Raw genomic sequence first — 17,768 nt, 5'->3', positions numbered from 1 at the left:
TCATTTCCTTCCGAAAAGAGATCTGAAGAGGTCAACAAAAAAGGCTCCGAGGGAGCCTTTGGCGGGAGCGTGGATCGATGGAGTGCCCGGAGGCGGCTTTGGCGCTGGCGAAGGCGGCGTTCCTGCCGGGGTAATCTTCGCCCCGGTGAAGGTGATGGTCGGGTCGAGTTGCATCATCGCCGCCAACAAGCCGGCGCAGCCGAGTTGTTGATCCACGACGCTCGAGTCGAAGACCCCATCCCGAACATATTTACCCGAGACATACTGATCGGTGCCGGACCAGATGTAGGGCGACGGTTTGCCCCGAGCGGCATAGCCGAGCCCGTTATATTGCTCGAGCATGGTCAGCGTGCCACCGATCGACCAGTCCCTGTTTCGGGCAGCGAAGGGCGCACAATTGACCAGCGCGTCAAAGGCGCCGTCTTCCCAGGTCTTGAACGGCCCCCTTCCCTTCGGAACATGGACAGAGACGCTTCCGAGTGGGTCGCCCTGCCCAAGCTGGGTGTTCCAGCTCTGTGAAGCCTCCCGCTCATGGGCGACCGCGATGAAGAACCAGGGCACGCCAGTCCTGGCCGACACCGCCTGATACCGAGCTTTGGCAGTCGGAGCGATGAGCCTCTTGGCGGTACCGGAGAAATTCCGGGTCAACTTGGCTTTTGTCCAGCGGGTAGCGTTCGCCGCCGTTAGGGCAACGAGGTCAGTCATAGCATCTCCAAAAGAAAAAGCCGCCCAGAGGCCACCTACGCTGCAATGCAACATAGCTTACAAATATTGTCTATCGTGGGGTGTGATGATAAACGCAGCGACATGCACACTGATCGAACCATACGACGCTACGCGCGAGACCCGCGTATTCTTCCGTATTGGAAGGTTGTCCTGAAATCCACGTGGCTCTTCCTCAAGGCCGATGTCAGGCAATGGTTCAGGCCAACTTAGGCTTTCTGGCGAGAGCATTTCTTGGACGCCCTACTTGTACGCTCGCACCAGGGGCAAGGTTAGGCTTGAGGGCCAGGATTCTCAACGCACGCGAAAGCAGCGCACACATTAGGATCGGCGAGAATTCATTTGTAGGCGGTGAACTGTTTGTTTTTGCTCACGGTGGTGACATCGAGATAGGAAGTAACTGCTACATTGATGTTGGCGCCCGGATATGGTCTGGCGTGTCAATTAAGATAGGGAACGACGTCACAGTCGGCCCCAACGTGAATATTTTCGATAATCACACGCACCCGCTACGCGCCGCAGAACGACACACACAAATTAGAAGCATCTTCACCGTCGGGCATCCCCGGCAAGTTGAGCTTGCAGATCGCCCGGTTACAATCGGCGATGGCGTTCAAATAGGAGCAGGTGCGATCATCTTGCGCGGCGTGGAGATCGGAAAAAACGTCACCGTTACGCCCGGCAGCATTGTGAGCAAAAGCATCATGCCCTCACCGGATCAAATAATCCGCATGATGTAGTTGCAGACAATGCTTGGCTGAACGTTCGAAAATGGCGTGCTCGTGCCTCCTTGAGGGTTAGCCGCCAGCGTTCCGGAGAAAGTCCCGCTTACCTGAAGTGGGCTCGCAGTGCCAGTAGTCGGACTGTACACGTTTGCCTGAGTGCCAGTGGTAGTCGAGAAGAAGTTCGCGAAGGCATTGCCAGTTATACTGCCTGATACCGAACCCGTCGGGGTATAGGGTGGCAGGTTTGCGGTAACAAGGGTTTGGGTCTCGGAACCGCCCGTTCCGTTGGGCGACAAACTGGAGAACGTGGCACCTGAGATACGGCCCGCGCCAGCATCTGCTGCCACAGAGGCACGTCCTCGCTTGTCGGGTAGGTTGAACGTGGTCGAACCGTCGCCCGCTCCATAGAGCGTTCCGACCAGCGCAAACAACGTCGCATAGGTCGTGCGCGAGATCGCCTGCCCGACTGGAAAAACAAACGAGCTGTTCGGAGCGGTAGGCGCCCAATAATCCATGCCGGCCGCAAGTGGCACGTTGTATGGATTGCCAAAAAAGCCGTGCAGATACCACACTGCATCAGAGTTATTGTAAGTCGCCGCATAGGGCGTACCCTGGATGATAACGCCGGCCTGCAATTCGACGCCTGGCGCAGTTCTCAGCGGACGGTTACCGAGCCCGTCGACGTTGATGACGGTTATTCCGCCGTTTGTGATGTGCGGCGTGAAGGCAACCATCGCACCGTTCATATTCGCGAAGCTGTCGAATTGCTGATAGCTTGACAGCGCATAAGATGTGCTGGATCCAGTTGTGACGATCGCGCCGGCGATATCGTCGCGATACTTTGCTGTGGCCGCCATCATCGCGCGCGCGGAGTCATTGACACTCGAAGGCGCCTGTCCCTCCTGCCAATTGATCGAGCTGTCAGCGGTTGCATCCGAGGCCGCAATCCGGGACCATTTGTAGAGAGTCATGGTACTTTCCTTGATGAATTTTCTCGAGGCCAGCTCTCGTCGATGAGCAGTAGCCCCGCCGTTATTCCGCGCGACCGAGCTGGAGATATTGGGCGCATGGGCAAGCAGGAGCCCGCGCGATCAGGAGATTGCGGATCACGCCGATGGGCACGCCGGGGCTTTCCCTGGCGACAGCCTGCGCACGTGCATCGATGATGGCTTCAATTTCGGCACGAAGTTCACTGATACGGCTTTCAATTGGTGGCGTGCGGGCTGGCTTCATCTCTGGTCCTTTCTGGCTCTGCGCAGGGCGTTCGCCGCGGCGCCTCACATCGCTTCAGCGCCGCGGCCGCTTCGTTCTGGGCGCGTCGCAACGCCTTGTCGCGACGCGACTCGTGGGCTGCAATGAATATCTGCACATCGTAAGGCAGTGACCGGAAGCGCGTCTTGCGATCGTCCGGCCAGGATCTCGGCGGTTCAATTCCTGCAATATGCGCTATTGCCGCCGCAGCCAGGCCTCCGAGCGTGGGGTCGGCGAGACCCGCCGACACATGCAGTTTCGAGATATCCTGCACCGCCGGCCACAGCCGCTCGACGCCGAGGGATGCGCAGTCGACCACGAACCGGGCAACGACGGCTGGCGCTGCGGGATACGAAACCGCGCCGTGCAACTCACACCAGCGAACAAATATTGGTGCGGCACGCAAGCGAGCTTGCGCGAGCGTTGCCAACACGGGATTGACCATCGCCCGCTTCAGCGCTTCGCCCTGCGCATCGCATGATGGAGATCGGTCATCCTGCGCCGCAGCTCCTGAAGGCGCACGTGGCGCCGAAGGCTATGCGAGCCCGAATTGATCTCTCCGGCGAGCTCCGCATCGAGCCTGTCCAGGGCGGCCGCGCGCTTGCTCAATCCATAAAGGGCAAAGTTGTCGGCGATCTCGCTAACGGTAGCGGGCTGGCCACAGGCCTTTTCCGTGATGGATTCGGCTTGCTCGAGAAAATCTCGATCGTCTGTCATTTGGAGACCTCAGTTAAAGGATTGGCAGACGCACACGAAATGACATCACCGCCTGGCACCTCTTCGCGCATGATAAAGCGCTACCGCATCCTTGATATCGCCAGTGCTCGAAAGCCTTGCATTGAGCGATCGAAGATCCACGTTCTCGCGCTCGCCACGCGATGCCGCAGCGCCCGGTCGCTGCACCGGCGGAAGCGGCCTGGTGGTGACGGCATCCTTCGCCTTCATCATCAGGCGATATTTTCCCGCGTCGTACATCATCCGCTGAAAGGTGGCGTTGCGCATCAGCGGCTCGGTGTTGAGCAAATACGTCAACTCGGAAGCCTCGAGTCCACTCGCCTTGGCCGATGCGATGATCTCCTGCATCACGGCGCGCTGGGTTTCGACGGGCTCTCCCTTCAACATCGCATCAAACCGCGCGTCCTCTGATTTCGCATGAGCGCGAAAGGAGTGATACGCGGCTTCAGCCTGTCGTTGGCTCTCTTGCTGATGTTGTGCAAGAAGCTGGTCCGTCGCCGCGATCGCGCTCCGAACGCGCGCAAATTTGGCCGGCTCGTGCCGCGACATCTGCTCGAGGACGCCAGGCAAGTTCTCGAGCGGAACGCCGACGAACTCGGGAAATTGATTGATGAAGCTCGCCTGCGCGATCTGCGTCGCGCCGGTAAGGGCATCAAGATAGCCCTGGCGGACTTTGTGCGTCTCTGCGATCTCCTCATCGATCGCCTGACGCACCTGCGGATGCTCCAGCGCTCTCGCCAGGGCAGGATCGAGCCCTTCGTTGAAGTTGGCGCCCGTGTCGGCATCTTGCGTCCTCACGTCGCCGTTGCTTCGCCCGGCTTCTGCGGCATCGGTTTCAGGCAGGTCGAAGCCGTAGAACTCGGCCGCCTCCGGGTCGCTTGCGAGCGCCTCCATGCGCAGTGCGTCGACCCGCTCGGCCAATCGTTCGGCGTCTTCGCCGTCGGCGATCAGTTTCTCGGCCGCGACGGCAGCCGCGTAATCGCGGCTCGCACGACGCAACGTTACCGCTTCATTCGCCGCAGCGGGCTTCCCCTCCGCGTCCCGATACTGCCGGACAACTACGTCCTCAGACTGTTCCGAGATCTTCTCTGCGGCCTCGCGAAGCGATGCATTGTCGCTGCCGATCGGCTCCTCTTCGTCCGCTCTGCGATCCGGCATCGGCTTGTAGCCTGCCACTGCCAAATCATGGGCAGCGCCCGTAAGATCATTGCTGGGTTCATCGGCCATTGTTCAGACCTCTCCTCCGCAGGTAAGCGCCGGGGCTACGACCGGGCGCACCCCCCAGTGTTGGCGCCCCTTGATTGTCAGGAAACGCAGGGGCGGTTCGACCAGTCTGCTCGACCGAACGCTGGCCGGTGTTAAATCCCGTCAAGCCGTTGGCGAGAGCCGCGAATGGATTGCCTAGCGGGGTATGAGCCCAACTCTGAAAGCCGGCATTCAATCGATCACCGAATGTGGGAGCGGCGACCGGCGCGGAAGGTTCCGCGCGGCCGAACTGCGGCATCCAGTAATCTCCAATACGCATGTTGAGCGTCTGCCCATCGTCGCGCGGCCAGCTCGACGGCGTTTGAGGCGCCCCAGTTGCGCTCGGTCCATCTGGCGGCGCTGTGTCGCGGTTGCTTGCCGGTAGACCCGAACTCCCGGCGCCGGGGACTGGTGGGAAAGGCGAGCCCTGCGCAGGCTGGTCGAAACTCAACTGCGGCTGCAGGGAGACCAGCCGACCATACAATCCTCCAGCCGGATCGAAAAGCCTCGGATCAAAGCTCAAATAGTCGTCAAGCAATCCCATCAGCGCACCTCGCCGAGCTTGCGAGAGGTTTTCGTCGCGGCATGATAATCGACAGCCTTGTAACCATTGATGTCCAGGACGGCATGCGGCGCGGTCCGTTCCACATCCTGCGCCATCAGGCCGATGTGGTAGGCCGGCGCTCCCTTATAGCGATAGCCGTAGACGGGCGTCCCATCGAATAGTGTGCCGACAGGTGCGATATCTTCCTTCAGCCGCATGTCGGACGGCGTGAACTTGAACAGGCTGCCGATGCCGTTGGCGATCGCCCCAAACTGCTGCGCCCCGGACATCTGCTGGGTGGTGTTCGTGGTCCCATTGCTTTGCTGGCCGAGCTGCGCGATCGGCACACCGATCTGCGCGAGCAGACTCAGCGCTTGCACCGGAATACCGCGCCGCTGCGCCTCCTCGGCGAGCGTTGCGTTGGCGCCGTAGTTCTGCGCATCGAGCGCAGATTGTGCGGCCGTGACGCCCTGCCCCTGGTTGGTGAGATAGTTCTGCTGCATGCCGCTCAGCGTATTCGCAGTGGTGTTGCCCGCTCCGTAGAGCGCGTTCGCCGCATTGAGCTGGTTGGCGACATTCTGGTTGTACTGCGCGGCAATCACCGGAGCCTCCGCGGCGGCGACCCCGCGCCCGTAGGCCATCTGGTTGGCTCCGCTGAGGTCACGGCCGGCCGCGGCGAACTGCGAATTGACGCTGTTGCCGACATCGCTCTGGATTTGTGCCAGTTGCGCCGTCAGTGCCGGATTGTTTCCGATCATGCTGCCGTTAGCATAGGGCATGAGCTGCCGCTGCAACGTGGCAAGATTGTCCCGCACGTTTCCGGCCTGCGCATTTGCGCCGCCGCCGTTCAAGAGCGAGTTGGCATAGCCTCCAATTTGAGCCGCATAAGAATTGCCCTGCGCGGCATTGCTCTGAAGGGTGTTCAATGCACCGGTCTCTGCTGATGTGAGTCCAGTGTTGTTCAACCCTGAACCAAGCTGACTGAGGATGCCCTGCAACATCGGCTGGGCGACCGTCCATGGAGTGGTCTGGGACTGCTGCGTTTGGGTCGAGGAAGATTGTCCACCCATCAATTTCTCCTGGAATCAATGATTGTGTTCACTGCATGAGCACGCAGCGCAGGGCGCTACGCAACGACGGCGAGATCAAGCGACAAACCGGCTTCGCTCTCGATGCCTCTGGGGCACGCCGCGAAATCAGCGGTTATTTGCGCCGAGCGAGGCCGCCCTTTCTTGCATGACATCGTAAAGCATACGCAGAAGGCCCCCCGCACGCTCGTCTGGCATCATCTGCACTGACGAAGCTGCCGAGTTATCTAGAAACTCAGGCCGAAAGGGGTATCTGGGCCGTCGGGGAGCAGGAGCTGACGCCGGCGGCATCCACGGGTCGATCCACCAGGGAAATCCGGGTATCCGCGGCACCACCGGCTCGTTGACGTCAGGAAATTTGTCGCGAATGCGCGACCAAGACTCCTGCGGGATCGCTCCGTCGATTCCGAAATTTGGCACCCGGTAGGAATCGTCCTTGAACCGCGCCGTCATGAATTCCTCCATAAACAATTCGAGACAGAAATATGCGATACGGTCGCCAGATACGATGCGGACGTCACAAGGCGTAGGCGCGTCACGGACGTGCCCCCGTTCTCATCAGCCGGAGTTCGATCCTAGCAGATCGCGCTATTGAGGGATGGACTGGCTAGGGATCGAAGATCACCGACTGCGACAGACCCAGTCGCGCCAAGGTCGCATCTACCTCGTCCTGACTACGCGGATATGCTTCATAGATCAGCCTTGTCTTCTGGCGCACGGCGTACCGTGGATTCCAAGTCCAAAAAAGATCTGCTGGAGGCGTTCCCGTTTGGTCAAATTTCCGCTTCAGGATTCTTCTGATGGTCGTGCTTTCGGGTGGCTCCTTGAACCCGGCCGGAAAGCCCCTCGAATGATAGAACTCCGCCTTGCGATCGGCGAGCGCCTGGTGTTGGGCATCGGCAAAAGTAGAACATGGGTATGTGCCAAAATGCTGCGCGTCGGAGTCGGACGTCTCCAAGAATCGGAAACAATCCTTGCTCAACAACCCAGTCTTGAGATTGGTCCATGCAACAATAGCGTCTCTCGGTACGAACGCCTCTGGGGAAGCAAAAAGGAGATAGCTGGCGCAAGCCGCGAAGCAGTAGTCGTTGACGATGACGACCGCCTGCTTGCTCCGGAGCATGTCGGCAAGCATGATCGTCGCAGAGATCTCGCCGCCAAATCCTTTGACGACTGCATATCCGCCCTGCTGAAGGTTGCTCACCACTGCGAGCTGTTGCTGCGAGAATATCCAATCATGGACACACAGGACCTTCCTGTCGTCCCGAAGCGTCAACGGGCTGGTTGCCTTTGGCTGAAGCGCCGGTGAGTCCACCTTGCCCCCTCGGCAGAATGCGAGCGCATCCGAATAGCTCTCCGCCTCTGGCATTTGGGCACGCGAAGCTTCCGCACCCAGAAATATCCAAAGGAGTGCAGCAAACGCTACATTTACTCCACGGAAGCCAAACACCTTACCTGCACTTCGTTGAGTTGAGGGGGCGCATAACATCAACCCTAGAACATATAGTGAACGTTCGTCAACCCACCTGCGAGACCGCAATTTCCTTGTCCATGATGACATGCTTGGCGCGATAGCCATCGAGCACGCGCAGCCAGCCCTTGCGACCGTAGATCCTCACGCGTGTGCATCCTTCGTCCCTCGCATAGGATTCGATCCCATTGAGCAGCGGCAGCCAACGCTTCATCCCGGTACCGCCGCACGCAGTGATGACGCACACCTTGCCGATTTCGGAATTGATCAGGACCGTGGTAGCTGCCGCCTGGATTGCCCGACCGTCCCAGGCGAGCCACAGAAGGCCGCGCCCGGAGAGAATATCCGCTTCCAAGTCTTCTAGTGAATTAAGCGCAGTCCGGCGGCAGACCGAATGTAGCAACGCGGACGCATATGGCCAAATCTCACGAATACGCCTTGGATCGACACAGACTAGCTCAAGACTCGTAAGCGGACCTCTACCACAGGAGGAAGACATCGTGAGAATGTCTCCATCGATATTCGGGTTCCTCATGATCGTACACCATGAGCTATTTCGGAACTGACCACCGCAGATGAAGACAAGCGTTGGTTGAAACGACACTAACATCGTGCGTCCAAGCAGGGCTTCCCATCAATCGAGATCATCAGGATCATCGCCCCTCATCCTACGTCGAACGCGCTCGGTCAGGATCCTCGCCCTCTCTTCTGCCGTAAGGCCCCGACGAACCTTTGTTCCACCACACTTGGGACTTAGAAGCCCAGTAATGCAGTCTTGCAGACTAGAGGAATTCAAGGTTTCACCTTTTCTGTAGGCGTCAGTACATTTTTTTGTCGCATCGACTATCTCTTTTTCGCATTCCGGGTCTCCTCGACGCCAATAGCGCGGATCTCCTCTAACGACGCTGACATCAGTATCGTCATCGAGCGGCATATTGGGCACGAGCGGCGGAGAGTATTTGTCCGACCTTCGCTCTTTTCCGGCTGTCGTATCGATGCGCTCAAGTCGTCTGACATCCGGATTTGGTTGGTCTGACGACCCTCGCCCTCCCTCATCTGGCGCCACGGGCTTCTGATCAGGAAATGCCGGTAAGGCATGGCCGTCGTCGCCAGAGATCGCGCTCCGCTGCTGGTATTTCAGAATCAGGCCAAGCAGCCCTGCTGGCAGACTTGGCGGCTGATATGGCGGCTGCTCCCCACCAGAGTCAGGATTCGACTTCACAGAACCGCGGATCGAATTGTCTAAGTCGCGTAGCAATGCAGGATCATTGCTATCAACGAAGGGCTGGCTCGTCACCGATTGCCGAAAGAGCTGTGGCCAGAGTGTGGCTGCAAGCCATCCATAGCGCAAATAATCGGGTATTGGCGGCATGGGAATTTGCGGGATAGCGTCAGTTGGCCCGACCGGTGGCGGGACCGGAAGGGGCATTCCGTTCGGAGAGAATCTAAATCTTGGAAATGGGGGAGCCATTGAGAACTTTCCTTGCTGAACCGAGCGCGCCTCATACGGGAAGCACGACGCTGCGCGGCCGGGCACTCGCCCGTCCGAGATGAGGATTCGCCAACTTGCTTTCTGTGAGCGCAAACGCAACGCGATGGCTGCTACGAATTCTAGCCAAGCACCGCGTACAGGAACGTCCGCCCTGCCGTCGCCGAGCTCGCATGTGTGATCGTGAACGAACCATTCGCCACGGCGTTGACGTAGAGCGTGCCGTTGCCAAGCTCCGTCGCAGCATTTGCCGAAGCTGGCGTCAGGATCGGCGTCGAACCTGATGCAGCGTTCGGTGTCGATACGATCGTTGTCGATACGCCGGTCGCGAGCGTTACGGTCCCGACCGCGTTCGAGCGACCGGCGGCGAGGCCCTGGATGGCGAGCACGATTTTCTTCAGGTCGGTCTCGGTGACTCCCGGAACGTACGCCGTCATAGTGCGCCGCTCGCGATGACATCCGGCACGACGCCGGCACAGAAGGTCCATTGGGTTGCAGCGGGGATCCGCACCTTGAACCGCGAGTAGCGCGTGTCCTGCATCATGTCGCAGCGTCCGGTTCTGGCATTCACGAGCACCTCAGTGCCCGGGACGGCGCTCGCTGAAGGCGTATCGCGGGTAGAGACGGAGCCGTACAGCGTGGGCGCGTCGGTGATCGGCCTGAAGCCGCGGATCGTGATCCGGTTTTCGTCGCTACCCTGCTCCGCGCTTTCCAGCGTCGCTTCCAGGTTCAGGCCGCGAAAGAAGCCAAGCACATGCGAATTGTTGAACTGCGCGATTTCAGGCTGCACCGCTGTGGCATAGGCATCGAGACTCAATGTCATCGCGTCGATCGAGGACGAGATGGTGTCGAGGTTTTCCAGCGTCAGACCGGTCTGCGAGACACCCAGCAGATATTCTCCGGTCATCGAGACAGGAAAGAATCGATCAAGCAGAAAGTCGTAGCCGAGCAGCTTGTCATAGGTATTTCCAACGGCGCCGGAGACCGATTTGTAGGCCCAATACACGCGGGTGCTGCGCGGATCGGCCGCGCCCATGAAAAGCTGCAGGTTGCCCTTGTCGAGATCCGCCAGAAACGTGCGATCGACCTTCTCGCGGCCGATCTGCTCCGGCACACCGCCCGGCTCGATCTTGTGAAAGCCCTGGCCCGCATAGAAGAAGATGCGCTCGCCGGCCCGGATGATCGAGTACGGCGCGTAAAGGCCCTTGTCCTGCGTGATGCGATCGATCTGGAACACGATCGGCGAACCCGGGACGTAGGACATCCGCCGGATCGCCTGATCTTGAAAGATGATCCCCGCCTCGCCGCCGGCGACACCGCGAACGATGCCGCCGTCGGGAAAGTCCTGGAAATCGGAGGACTTGATGCCGCTGATCCAGCTGTCAGCCGCGTTGAAATTGTTGAGCCCCGACCATTGAATCCGGTAAGGGTTCGAGAGCAATCCGGACAGCACCAGGAAGCGGCCCACTACCCCGATATAGGCCGCCTGCGGCGGCGAGCCGAGCGCATTGCCGAACGTCGACGCTGAGGATAGGTCAAACATCTGCAATGTCGTATTGGCTTGGGTAGCGAAGACGAAATTTCCAGTTTGCGCGAACTGCCACTGCGCGTTGGCGCTCAGCGCGCTGTACGTTCCGCCTCCTGACGACACATCCGTCCAGGTGAAATCAGTATTGTTGAGCTTGTAGAGCTTGTTGCTGGTTCCTGCGAAAGTGACCACGGTGCCGTCGGACTTCAGCGCGTAGAAGGCTCCCCTGCAAGCAGCCGGCAGCGGAGCCGCATAAGCTGACAGGCTCGGAAATGGTCCGTAGCCGTCACCACGCGGAATCACATTGAGGATGTTTCGCGTCGCCTGACCTTCATAGTCGCTGACATCGGGGCGATACTCGCCAGTGGCAAGCAAGGGCATCTTTCAATCGTCTCCAGGAGATTGGACGGCAGGCAAGGCGAACGCACTGCCGGCGGCATGCCGGGCGCTTTGTGCAGAGCGGCGCTAGTGCACAACTGGATTCGGAATTTCCTGCTCGGAATCAGCGGTCCAGGCGCTCGCCGGAGCAGCCTGGGACGTCCAGGCCGAGATCGGTGGCACGTCCGTGGTCCAGGCAGGCGAGACCGTCGCGTTCGTCGTCCACTCAGGAGACGGCGCTACTCCACCAGTCCAGTTGCTTGCGGTAGGTTGGGCCGGCCACCAGTTCACAAAGTCTCGGCCCATCGCCGCGGTGCTGCCAGTGACCTGGTACGCGACCGTTCCGGCATTCAGAGCAACCGCCCCAGCCACTCCGTTACAGGCAACAATGTAGTCGCCTAGGGCGACGCTGAGCGTCATGGCAGTCCTCACGGAATTTCCAGTGAGGACGTAGTTCGTCGCGCCCGACACGAGACCAATAGAGAACAGAGCGGCGGCGCCGCCCTCATTGTAGCTTCTCGAGCTTGCATTCAACTTTGAATTAAAGGTCACGGCATTGGCGGCTAGCGCGTAGCTTGCCGGAGCCGCCGTTTCGCGAAGACCGAGGATCGTCCCATTTCCCTCTAGGGCGTACGATGCCGATCCACAGACCAGAACATTCGATCCGCTGACCCTCGTCTGTCCCAGAGCGAGGCGGCCGATTGCGTCGAACCCGAGCAGCGACATTTGCTAGACCGCCCCCGCCGTTCGAAGAGGCGCGCCGCCGCGCAGCGCCTCAGTGATGAACCTCATCATGTCGCCGAGACTCCGTAACGAGGATCAAGCGCAGACAGGGTGGCGCTTAGGCGCCAATCCTGAAGCCTTGAAAATGCGTGCCTGACGTAGCACCGAACAGTGTCGTGACGCCGTTTGGCATATAGACATATGCCTCAACGTAGTCGGTGCTTCCGTTCATCGGAACGGCACAAACAAGCAGCTTGTTGCTGTCGCCCGACATACCGCCCGAAACTGCCGTGTAAGCCCCGTTCTTGATGCGCGTGCTGTTTTTGTAAAGCGACGGCTGACAGCTCTCTGTTGGAGAAGTTCCTGTCGCGGTCGTGCAATCCAGAACAAAGAGATAGGTGCCAGCGGTCTGCGGGGTATACTTCCCGGTCGAGGTATCGAACCAGGATTCGTTATCGACCTGCTTATTCGTCCATGTGATCTTGTTATACGCCGAGGCCGTTAGTCCGGTGAGGTCGGTGCCATTTCGGTCGACGATGAAGGTTCCGTTTTCGGACAAGTTGGCTCGGATATTGGCCCGAGCCTGAGCGCGCTGTGCCGTGCCGAAATTGTTAGCTTCCTCGATCGAGATCAGATCCTCTTTCAGAGCCACGATCGCCACTTGCGGCGATGCGGAGAAATTGATCTTCGACGCCGTTCCAGACGAATTGAACAGGACCGTGGTTCGAGACAGAACGCCGGTCGAGGCGTTCCAGGTACCTTCGCCGAGCTCCCATTGGGAAAGGTCCGCGCTCTCCGCGCGATACTTGTATATACGCCCATTGACGGCTCCTGCCGCCGCGGGCGCCATGTATCCTCCGACAGGCCCCGCGACCAACCAATCTGCGGTGCCGCCAGATGCCGGAGAAAATCTGCACGCGTCGAGAAATGCTGCCATATCAGGAAATCGTCAGGATGCCATTGATCTGGTCGAGCGCGACCGTGAAGGTATTGCCATTGGTGAGCACCAGGCCTGTGCCGTAATCCCACCACCCGATCAAAGGCTTGGTTGCGGAAGTCGAGTTGTAGAGAACGGCATATTGAAACGGACCGATCGATCCGCCGGCCGCCGTCCATGCCGGGTTCGTTGAGCCAAAGAACCTGAACGTGCCCGAGGTTTGCGATCCCGCGACCGTGCCGATCGATGCTCCACCCGACAGGTAGCCGTTTGCGGCCGGGAGATCGGCGGGCACATTGTAGACGGTGTTGGTCGCGGTGGGCAGCGCGTTGGTGAGATATACCTTGTAGACCTGTGCTGTCCCGGTCTTCATGTCGTGCAGCGCGTTAGCAACATCCTGCACGAAACAGTTGAACTTGTTGAAGGCGGCCATGCTTGTGATTCCTAGATGATCTGACCGGAAGCGCGAACCGTCATTGGCCCGGCATTGAAAGTTGAGGTCAGCCCCAGATTATTGAGACTGTTGAGCGCGGCCGAGAAGCCGAGCGCCCAGGTCTGGATCCGTCCATCGTCCTTCAGGTAAGGCGCGGCCTCCAGGAGCGCGCCATAGAGATACAGATCCGGCGCTGCCGACAGCAACCAGTTCGGATCATTGCTGGCGAGCGGCGGGACCACCCGTCGATAGACCATTTCGATTGTGTAGGCCTTGTCGGGCGTCGGAGCGATCTCGATCTCGCTGCCGAAGATCGTGAAGTATCGGGGCTGTCCCGCGACGTCCGATATGCCGAACCGGTATTCGTCGAGCTGTGTGCCCGACTTGAACTCGAGCCAGGGCTTGCCCGCCACACTCGACAGCCGCATCCTTCGCATCGACTGGAAGTCGGTCGGCAGCGCGATAAACTCGGGCTCGTCGGATGTGAGGTCGATGACCGCGATGGCGCGCTGCTCCATCTGGCGAACAAAGAGCTCCCGATTGAGCTTCGCCTCGGAGAGCTGGATGAAGGTCGGGATCCGCGCGATCAGGACGGCATCCTGATCGCGCGCCAGATATTCCGTCACCGCCGATTGCAAGGAGGCATAGTCCACGATTTGTGTCACGAGGCCTCCGCTGTCCATCCGGTCTGCAGCTTCGGTCGATCGGTGCGCAGGTAGGCCCATTCGGGATCGTCGAGCTTGCGCTGCACGATGGCGTCAAACTCGGGGGAGAACATCCGGATCGACGTGTTGCCCCTGGCGTGTTCTTCGTTGAGCCATTTGACGTAGATCACGTTGGGGATGCGCGCGACGTGTCGGCCCCACTCGCTGTGTTGTTGGTCGCGACGCGCCTCATGATTCCATTGCAGGATCGGCTCGACATCCTGCACGTGCTCGATCGCAAGGTCGCGACCGTTGCTGTCGAAATGCGGCCGGATCAGGACACTGTCCATCACGACATCTCCGTAACCCAGAGCGTGCCGGCGGTCGCGGTGACCAGGCCATTGGTTGCCGCCTTGATCGCGGCGATCCGCTGCCCGGGACTGACGATGACGTATTCGACCAGGTTCGCAGGCAGATAGATATCAGCGGTCGTCGCGGTCTGGGTGCCGTCGGCAATTCGATAACAACAGGCGGAGTTGGCGACCAGGCGCAGCTGGTAGGTCTCGGCACCGAACGCATTGGTCGCTCCGACGCTCGCGTCGTAGGCGATCGTCTGCGTCACGCCGAGGCGCGACGCCGGATGTTTGGGAAAGAATGACATCAGGCCGTCCTCACCGAGAGAGAGAAATGCATGGGAACGGCGGCGCCGGACGCGCCTGACGGCGTCAGCACGATGACATCGTCTTCGTTGAGATAGGTCGGCGAAGCCGGCACCGCCGAGAACAGCTGCCCCGCAGCCGATCCAGCCTGGGGCACCGTGAAGCTCGTCAGCGTGTTGCCGTTGGCGGCGACCGTGACGGTGCCGTCGGCCGTGGTGATCGCGCCGCCCAGAATTCCCGTCGCCTTCAGCACGCGGCAACGAAAGGGAACCCGAATATAGGCCGCAACGGGAGACGCACCGCACGACGGCGTATAGGCCGTCAGGTGCTCGGTATTGAGAGTGTGATTACCGGGAAGTGGCATGAAGGCCTCCTGAGGCAAGGGAAAGCGGGCAACCGAAGTTGCCCGCCAGATCGCAATGACGGGATTAGGACGTGGTGTTGTCGAACACCCCGCCGGAGGCCTTCTCGTTACGCGCGACCAGCGCGTACTCGGCCAGCACTTGGCGCCGATCGGAATCGCCGGTCTTCGCGAGCGGGATCGAGATCATGTTGCGGCCGTTGAGATAGGCGACGGCCCATTTGTCCATCTCGAGCACCAGAACGTCGCGCGGACGCTGGAAGCGATTGGCAACGACCTTCAGTTTGCCAAAGTCGGATTCGTACGCGTCGACCGAGGCGACGATCTTCTTCGACTTGGCTTCCTCGATCGCGGTGGACCGCCCGGTGAAGGTCGAGAACACCTGCTTGTTAAAGGCGCCGGTCATGATGGTGCCGGGCTTGCCGCCATTGCTCCAGATCGACGACAGCACGGTCTTCAGCCGCACCTCCGTGAACGCCAGCTGGGTGCCGTCGGTACGCGTGCCGGTGCCGTCGGCCGCGGCCGGATCGGCTGCGCCGCCGGCCGTCCCTTTCGACGTATTGCTCACGACCCACGACAACACTGACGCCGTCTTGCGCGGCACACTGGTCGAGCCGGCAACCTTGGCCTGGTTGCTACCAACCAGGATCGTCTCGATGTCGCGCTTCAGTTCGAGGCCGCGCAGCATCTCCTGGTAGGCAAGCTCGTTGTCGCGGCCGGCATGGTCGACGGCCTGCTGCGTGCCCGACACCTGCGCCATCTTGTAGGAGATCTGGCAGAGATTGCCGAGCCGGACGGTCGGCACCAGCGCGTTGGCGGTGGGATCGTCACCCTCGAGCTGGGCGTTGGCATTGGAGGCCGGCGCCAATGCCTGGGTCTGCCATTCGTGGTTGACGGCGGAGGCCTTCTCCTTGTCGACGCCGCTCATGAACGGGGTGTCGGTCGGATCGATGCGATAGATCATATCGCTGAGGTCTTCACGGTTGCCGATCGCCTGGTAGGTCGTCACCGTGTTGGTAGGCAAAGCCATGTGTTGGTCCTTGTGCTGTCCGACTACGCGAGCGGACGCGCCGCCCAATCGGCGGAGCGTTCGTCATCGTGATGAGCGGACGTGATGGTCTTGGGTGGTTGAGCGCTTGGGCTGCACGATGGCGCGGAAGTTCGCTTCCGGTTCGGCCGGCCCTCGTCTCCGCCGTGGCGCCTGCGTGGGCAGGGTCGGCGTCATGAAAAAGCCCGCGGCGGCTTCCCGGCGCGGGCTCAAAACTTTTGATGGTGAGATTATGCTAGTGAGTTGCCCGACGTGTCAACTCGCAAGATGTATTTTTCTTAGCGCGCACGAAATTCAGTCCTGCAGTATGATCACCCGAGCTAACATCACAACCGGTCCCACCGCGACGACAATCGCGAAACAGAGAGAGTTCCGCCAAAGCGATCGTTGAAGGAGCTCGCGTTGCCTTGCGGTGGCGGCGACAAACCAACGTCAAAGGTCGAACTGCGAGGCTGCGTGTTCGGCGAGATTTGCCCTTGGATGTAATCTTCGAGCATGCCAGGCAGTCCCTTCGGCGCCGCCGGCGAGTGAACAATGAGCGGCGGGCCAAATAGCCATTCCGGTGGTCGTGCCGGTGGATCAACCTCGATCGGCCCTGGCACGTCGGGACCTCGGGGAGGTGGCAGCGGTACAGGTGCTCCCTCTTTCCGGGGCAACGACGGAAGCGGTCCCCAATCGGGGAAAGCAAACCTAGGAGGTCGTCCGAGCATCATCCAAATGAACCAGGGAGGCAAATAGCCTGGATATTCAAGAAGCGAATTCGGAGGGATGCTGTCTTCCGGTATCCTGGCCATGTTCGGATACGCGCCTTTCTTACCTACGGATAGTGAATGACCTGCTGCTGCTTGAGGGTCGCTCGTTGTCGAGCGAGAGAAAATCGTACCTACGGATCATAGATAACCTTAAGTTCCAGATGCAAACGACTCACCAAGTCGTCGACATCGGTCTGGCTTTCCGGATAGGCCTCATAGATCACCTTTGTCTTGAACAGCCTTGCGAAGTATCTGGGATGCAGCGTCCACGCGATGCGGTGATCTAAGACGGGTCAAAATAGAGATTTTTCCTGACTTTTCTCAAATAGCGATTGTCCGGCGGAGCCTCGAACAACGGATCGATCACTCGCTGCTTGAAAAACTTGTTCTGCGCTAACACCACGCGCCGCCAGTCCGCCTCTTTCTCCGGCATAGGCTGACAGGAACCGCGCTGCAGACGGAACTCCCCGCTCGGCATTCGCACCGACGCATACCGTGAACAGAATGGCAGCGCGGGATCGGTGCTTTCGTAGTCCCAGGCGACAAGGGCTCCCTTGAGCACATATGCCTGGTCGGATGCGATGAGGAGATAGTTTGCGCAGCCCGCCAAACAGTAGTCGTACACGACGACTGTCGCGTGCCGGCCGCCAAGCAGGTTGGACAAAGCAACAGCGGAAGCGATATCGCCCCCGGCGCTTCGAACGACGAAGAGCCCCCCTCTTCAAGTCACTGACCTCTGCGCGATCCGTCGCCTTATCGATCTTACCGTCAAAGCAAAGGATCGTTTGATCGGCGCTGAGTGCGATTGGTCGAGCAACGGCCCCTCGGCAATATTCGACAGCGCGGTGATAGTTGGCCTTGTCGAATGCTTCAGCTTGCGCGCAGAACCCGCCTGAACCGAGAAAGAGGAAGGCGAAGACGAGCAACGGCGCCGCGAAGCCGGGCCATGGTGGCCGCCGGGAGATCTCCCCGCACGGATTTGCGAGATTCCGTTCTCCGAAGCGTCTTGTTTGCCCTTGTCATGCCTATGGCTC

Annotated in this window: 23 protein-coding genes; 1 reads left to right on the top strand and 22 read right to left on the bottom strand. The window is 59.9% G+C overall.

Translation table 11 applies throughout. The annotated features are described in order from the left end of the window. Positions 1–705: a hypothetical protein gene (locus tag QA635_RS15195; protein WP_283070024.1), complete on the bottom strand. Its 705-nt coding sequence runs from the start codon at positions 703–705 to the stop codon at positions 1–3. 212 nt (positions 706–917) lie between these two features. Here QA635_RS15195 and QA635_RS15190 point away from each other — a divergent pair, with 212 nt between their 5' ends. Next, positions 918–1,463: an acyltransferase gene (locus QA635_RS15190; RefSeq protein ID WP_283070022.1), complete on the top strand. Its 546-nt coding sequence runs from the start codon at positions 918–920 to the stop codon at positions 1,461–1,463. Here the strand turns inward: QA635_RS15190 and QA635_RS15185 are convergent. The 21 genes from QA635_RS15185 to QA635_RS15085 form a co-directional block, all read right to left on the bottom strand. Then, positions 1,442–2,419, bottom strand: a complete 978-nt coding sequence (locus tag QA635_RS15185; protein WP_283070020.1) for a phage tail protein — start codon at positions 2,417–2,419, stop codon at positions 1,442–1,444. The genes QA635_RS15190 and QA635_RS15185 overlap by 22 nt on opposite strands. 61 nt (positions 2,420–2,480) lie before the next feature. Next, positions 2,481–2,681, bottom strand: a complete 201-nt coding sequence (locus tag QA635_RS15180; protein WP_283070018.1) for a hypothetical protein — start codon at positions 2,679–2,681, stop codon at positions 2,481–2,483. Beyond that, positions 2,653–3,144: a hypothetical protein gene (locus QA635_RS15175; RefSeq protein WP_283070016.1), complete on the bottom strand. Its 492-nt coding sequence runs from the start codon at positions 3,142–3,144 to the stop codon at positions 2,653–2,655. Before QA635_RS15175 ends, QA635_RS15180 begins: the two co-directional genes overlap by 29 nt. An 8-nt stretch (positions 3,145–3,152) precedes the next feature. Further along, a complete protein-coding gene (locus QA635_RS15170; protein WP_283070014.1) occupies positions 3,153–3,416 on the bottom strand; it encodes a hypothetical protein in 264 nt (87 codons plus the stop codon). Positions 3,417–3,461: 45 nt separating this feature from the next. Continuing rightward, positions 3,462–4,661 (bottom strand): hypothetical protein, encoded by a 1,200-nt coding sequence (locus tag QA635_RS15165; RefSeq protein WP_283070013.1) that lies wholly within the window; start codon positions 4,659–4,661, stop codon positions 3,462–3,464. Between the two features lie 561 nt (positions 4,662–5,222). Continuing rightward, positions 5,223–6,224: a tail fiber domain-containing protein gene (locus QA635_RS15160; RefSeq protein WP_283070012.1), complete on the bottom strand. Its 1,002-nt coding sequence runs from the start codon at positions 6,222–6,224 to the stop codon at positions 5,223–5,225. Between the two features lie 195 nt (positions 6,225–6,419). Continuing rightward, positions 6,420–6,764, bottom strand: a complete 345-nt coding sequence (locus QA635_RS15155; protein ID WP_283070011.1) for a hypothetical protein — start codon at positions 6,762–6,764, stop codon at positions 6,420–6,422. Between the two features lie 154 nt (positions 6,765–6,918). Then, positions 6,919–7,680, bottom strand: coding sequence for a hypothetical protein (locus QA635_RS15150; protein ID WP_283070010.1), 762 nt, complete (start codon positions 7,678–7,680; stop codon positions 6,919–6,921). A gap of 148 nt (positions 7,681–7,828) precedes the next feature. After that, the gene (locus QA635_RS15145) at positions 7,829–8,137 is read right to left on the bottom strand and encodes a hypothetical protein (RefSeq protein WP_283070008.1); all 309 of its coding nucleotides are present in this window, start codon (positions 8,135–8,137) and stop codon (positions 7,829–7,831) included. A 279-nt stretch (positions 8,138–8,416) separates the two neighbouring features. Continuing rightward, positions 8,417–9,154 (bottom strand): hypothetical protein, encoded by a 738-nt coding sequence (locus QA635_RS15140; protein WP_283070006.1) that lies wholly within the window; start codon positions 9,152–9,154, stop codon positions 8,417–8,419. A gap of 239 nt (positions 9,155–9,393) precedes the next feature. Then, positions 9,394–9,708: a hypothetical protein gene (locus tag QA635_RS15135; protein WP_283070004.1), complete on the bottom strand. Its 315-nt coding sequence runs from the start codon at positions 9,706–9,708 to the stop codon at positions 9,394–9,396. After that, positions 9,705–11,180: a hypothetical protein gene (locus tag QA635_RS15130; protein WP_283070002.1), complete on the bottom strand. Its 1,476-nt coding sequence runs from the start codon at positions 11,178–11,180 to the stop codon at positions 9,705–9,707. Before QA635_RS15130 ends, QA635_RS15135 begins: the two co-directional genes overlap by 4 nt. A gap of 84 nt (positions 11,181–11,264) precedes the next feature. Further along, positions 11,265–11,903, bottom strand: coding sequence for a hypothetical protein (locus tag QA635_RS15125; RefSeq protein WP_283070000.1), 639 nt, complete (start codon positions 11,901–11,903; stop codon positions 11,265–11,267). Between the two features lie 115 nt (positions 11,904–12,018). Further along, a complete protein-coding gene (locus QA635_RS15120) occupies positions 12,019–12,837 on the bottom strand; it encodes a hypothetical protein (protein ID WP_283069998.1) in 819 nt (272 codons plus the stop codon). Position 12,838: 1 nt separating this feature from the next. Continuing rightward, entirely contained in the window at positions 12,839–13,270 is a 432-nt protein-coding gene (locus tag QA635_RS15115; RefSeq protein ID WP_283069996.1) for a hypothetical protein, read from the bottom strand. Between the two features lie 11 nt (positions 13,271–13,281). After that, complete coding sequence (locus tag QA635_RS15110; protein ID WP_283069993.1) at positions 13,282–13,935, bottom strand: phage adaptor protein; 654 nt, start codon at positions 13,933–13,935, stop codon at positions 13,282–13,284. Then, positions 13,932–14,264 carry a hypothetical protein gene (locus QA635_RS15105; RefSeq protein ID WP_283069991.1) on the bottom strand — a complete coding sequence of 111 codons (333 nt, stop codon included), beginning with the start codon at positions 14,262–14,264 and terminating at the stop codon, positions 13,932–13,934. Before QA635_RS15105 ends, QA635_RS15110 begins: the two co-directional genes overlap by 4 nt. Then, positions 14,264–14,575 carry a hypothetical protein gene (locus tag QA635_RS15100; protein ID WP_283069989.1) on the bottom strand — a complete coding sequence of 104 codons (312 nt, stop codon included), beginning with the start codon at positions 14,573–14,575 and terminating at the stop codon, positions 14,264–14,266. Before QA635_RS15100 ends, QA635_RS15105 begins: the two co-directional genes overlap by 1 nt. Then, complete coding sequence (locus tag QA635_RS15095; RefSeq protein WP_283069987.1) at positions 14,575–14,937, bottom strand: hypothetical protein; 363 nt, start codon at positions 14,935–14,937, stop codon at positions 14,575–14,577. The genes QA635_RS15100 and QA635_RS15095 overlap by 1 nt, the downstream gene beginning before the upstream one ends. A gap of 64 nt (positions 14,938–15,001) precedes the next feature. Further along, the gene (locus QA635_RS15090) at positions 15,002–15,964 is read right to left on the bottom strand and encodes a DUF5309 domain-containing protein (protein ID WP_283069984.1); all 963 of its coding nucleotides are present in this window, start codon (positions 15,962–15,964) and stop codon (positions 15,002–15,004) included. Positions 15,965–17,017: 1,053 nt separating this feature from the next. Then, entirely contained in the window at positions 17,018–17,398 is a 381-nt protein-coding gene (locus QA635_RS15085; RefSeq protein ID WP_283069982.1) for a hypothetical protein, read from the bottom strand. Between the last annotated feature and the right edge of the window lie 370 nt (positions 17,399–17,768).

The organism is Bradyrhizobium brasilense, assembly GCF_029714345.1.
Classification (GTDB): domain Bacteria; phylum Pseudomonadota; class Alphaproteobacteria; order Rhizobiales; family Xanthobacteraceae; genus Bradyrhizobium; species Bradyrhizobium australafricanum.
This window is presented reverse-complemented; position numbering and strand designations above follow the sequence as displayed.

Bases quoted from the DNA above. Each gene is read 5' to 3' on its own strand.
- QA635_RS15185 (WP_283070020.1), bottom strand. From the start codon at position 2,419: ATGACTCTCTACAAATGGTCCCGGATTGCGGCCTCGGATGCAACCGCT.
- QA635_RS15170 (WP_283070014.1), bottom strand. From the start codon at position 3,416: ATGACAGACGATCGAGATTTTCTCGAGCAAGCCGAATCCATCACGGAA.
- QA635_RS15090 (WP_283069984.1), bottom strand. From the start codon at position 15,964: ATGGCTTTGCCTACCAACACGGTGACGACCTACCAGGCGATCGGCAAC.
- QA635_RS15130 (WP_283070002.1), bottom strand. From the start codon at position 11,180: ATGCCCTTGCTTGCCACTGGCGAGTATCGCCCCGATGTCAGCGACTAT.
- QA635_RS15100 (WP_283069989.1), bottom strand. From the start codon at position 14,575: ATGTCATTCTTTCCCAAACATCCGGCGTCGCGCCTCGGCGTGACGCAG.
- QA635_RS15180 (WP_283070018.1), bottom strand. From the start codon at position 2,681: ATGAAGCCAGCCCGCACGCCACCAATTGAAAGCCGTATCAGTGAACTT.
- QA635_RS15175 (WP_283070016.1), bottom strand. From the start codon at position 3,144: ATGGTCAATCCCGTGTTGGCAACGCTCGCGCAAGCTCGCTTGCGTGCC.
- QA635_RS15165 (WP_283070013.1), bottom strand. From the start codon at position 4,661: ATGGCCGATGAACCCAGCAATGATCTTACGGGCGCTGCCCATGATTTG.
- QA635_RS15195 (WP_283070024.1), bottom strand. From the start codon at position 705: ATGACTGACCTCGTTGCCCTAACGGCGGCGAACGCTACCCGCTGGACA.
- QA635_RS15160 (WP_283070012.1), bottom strand. From the start codon at position 6,224: ATGTTGCAGGGCATCCTCAGTCAGCTTGGTTCAGGGTTGAACAACACT.
- QA635_RS15115 (WP_283069996.1), bottom strand. From the start codon at position 13,270: ATGGCCGCCTTCAACAAGTTCAACTGTTTCGTGCAGGATGTTGCTAAC.
- QA635_RS15135 (WP_283070004.1), bottom strand. From the start codon at position 9,708: ATGACGGCGTACGTTCCGGGAGTCACCGAGACCGACCTGAAGAAAATC.
- QA635_RS15140 (WP_283070006.1), bottom strand. From the start codon at position 9,154: ATGCCGCCAATACCCGATTATTTGCGCTATGGATGGCTTGCAGCCACA.
- QA635_RS15120 (WP_283069998.1), bottom strand. From the start codon at position 12,837: ATGGCAGCATTTCTCGACGCGTGCAGATTTTCTCCGGCATCTGGCGGC.
- QA635_RS15095 (WP_283069987.1), bottom strand. From the start codon at position 14,937: ATGCCACTTCCCGGTAATCACACTCTCAATACCGAGCACCTGACGGCC.
- QA635_RS15105 (WP_283069991.1), bottom strand. From the start codon at position 14,264: ATGGACAGTGTCCTGATCCGGCCGCATTTCGACAGCAACGGTCGCGAC.
- QA635_RS15125 (WP_283070000.1), bottom strand. From the start codon at position 11,903: ATGTCGCTGCTCGGGTTCGACGCAATCGGCCGCCTCGCTCTGGGACAG.
- QA635_RS15190 (WP_283070022.1), top strand. From the start codon at position 918: ATGGTTCAGGCCAACTTAGGCTTTCTGGCGAGAGCATTTCTTGGACGC.
- QA635_RS15150 (WP_283070010.1), bottom strand. From the start codon at position 7,680: ATGCCAGAGGCGGAGAGCTATTCGGATGCGCTCGCATTCTGCCGAGGG.
- QA635_RS15155 (WP_283070011.1), bottom strand. From the start codon at position 6,764: ATGACGGCGCGGTTCAAGGACGATTCCTACCGGGTGCCAAATTTCGGA.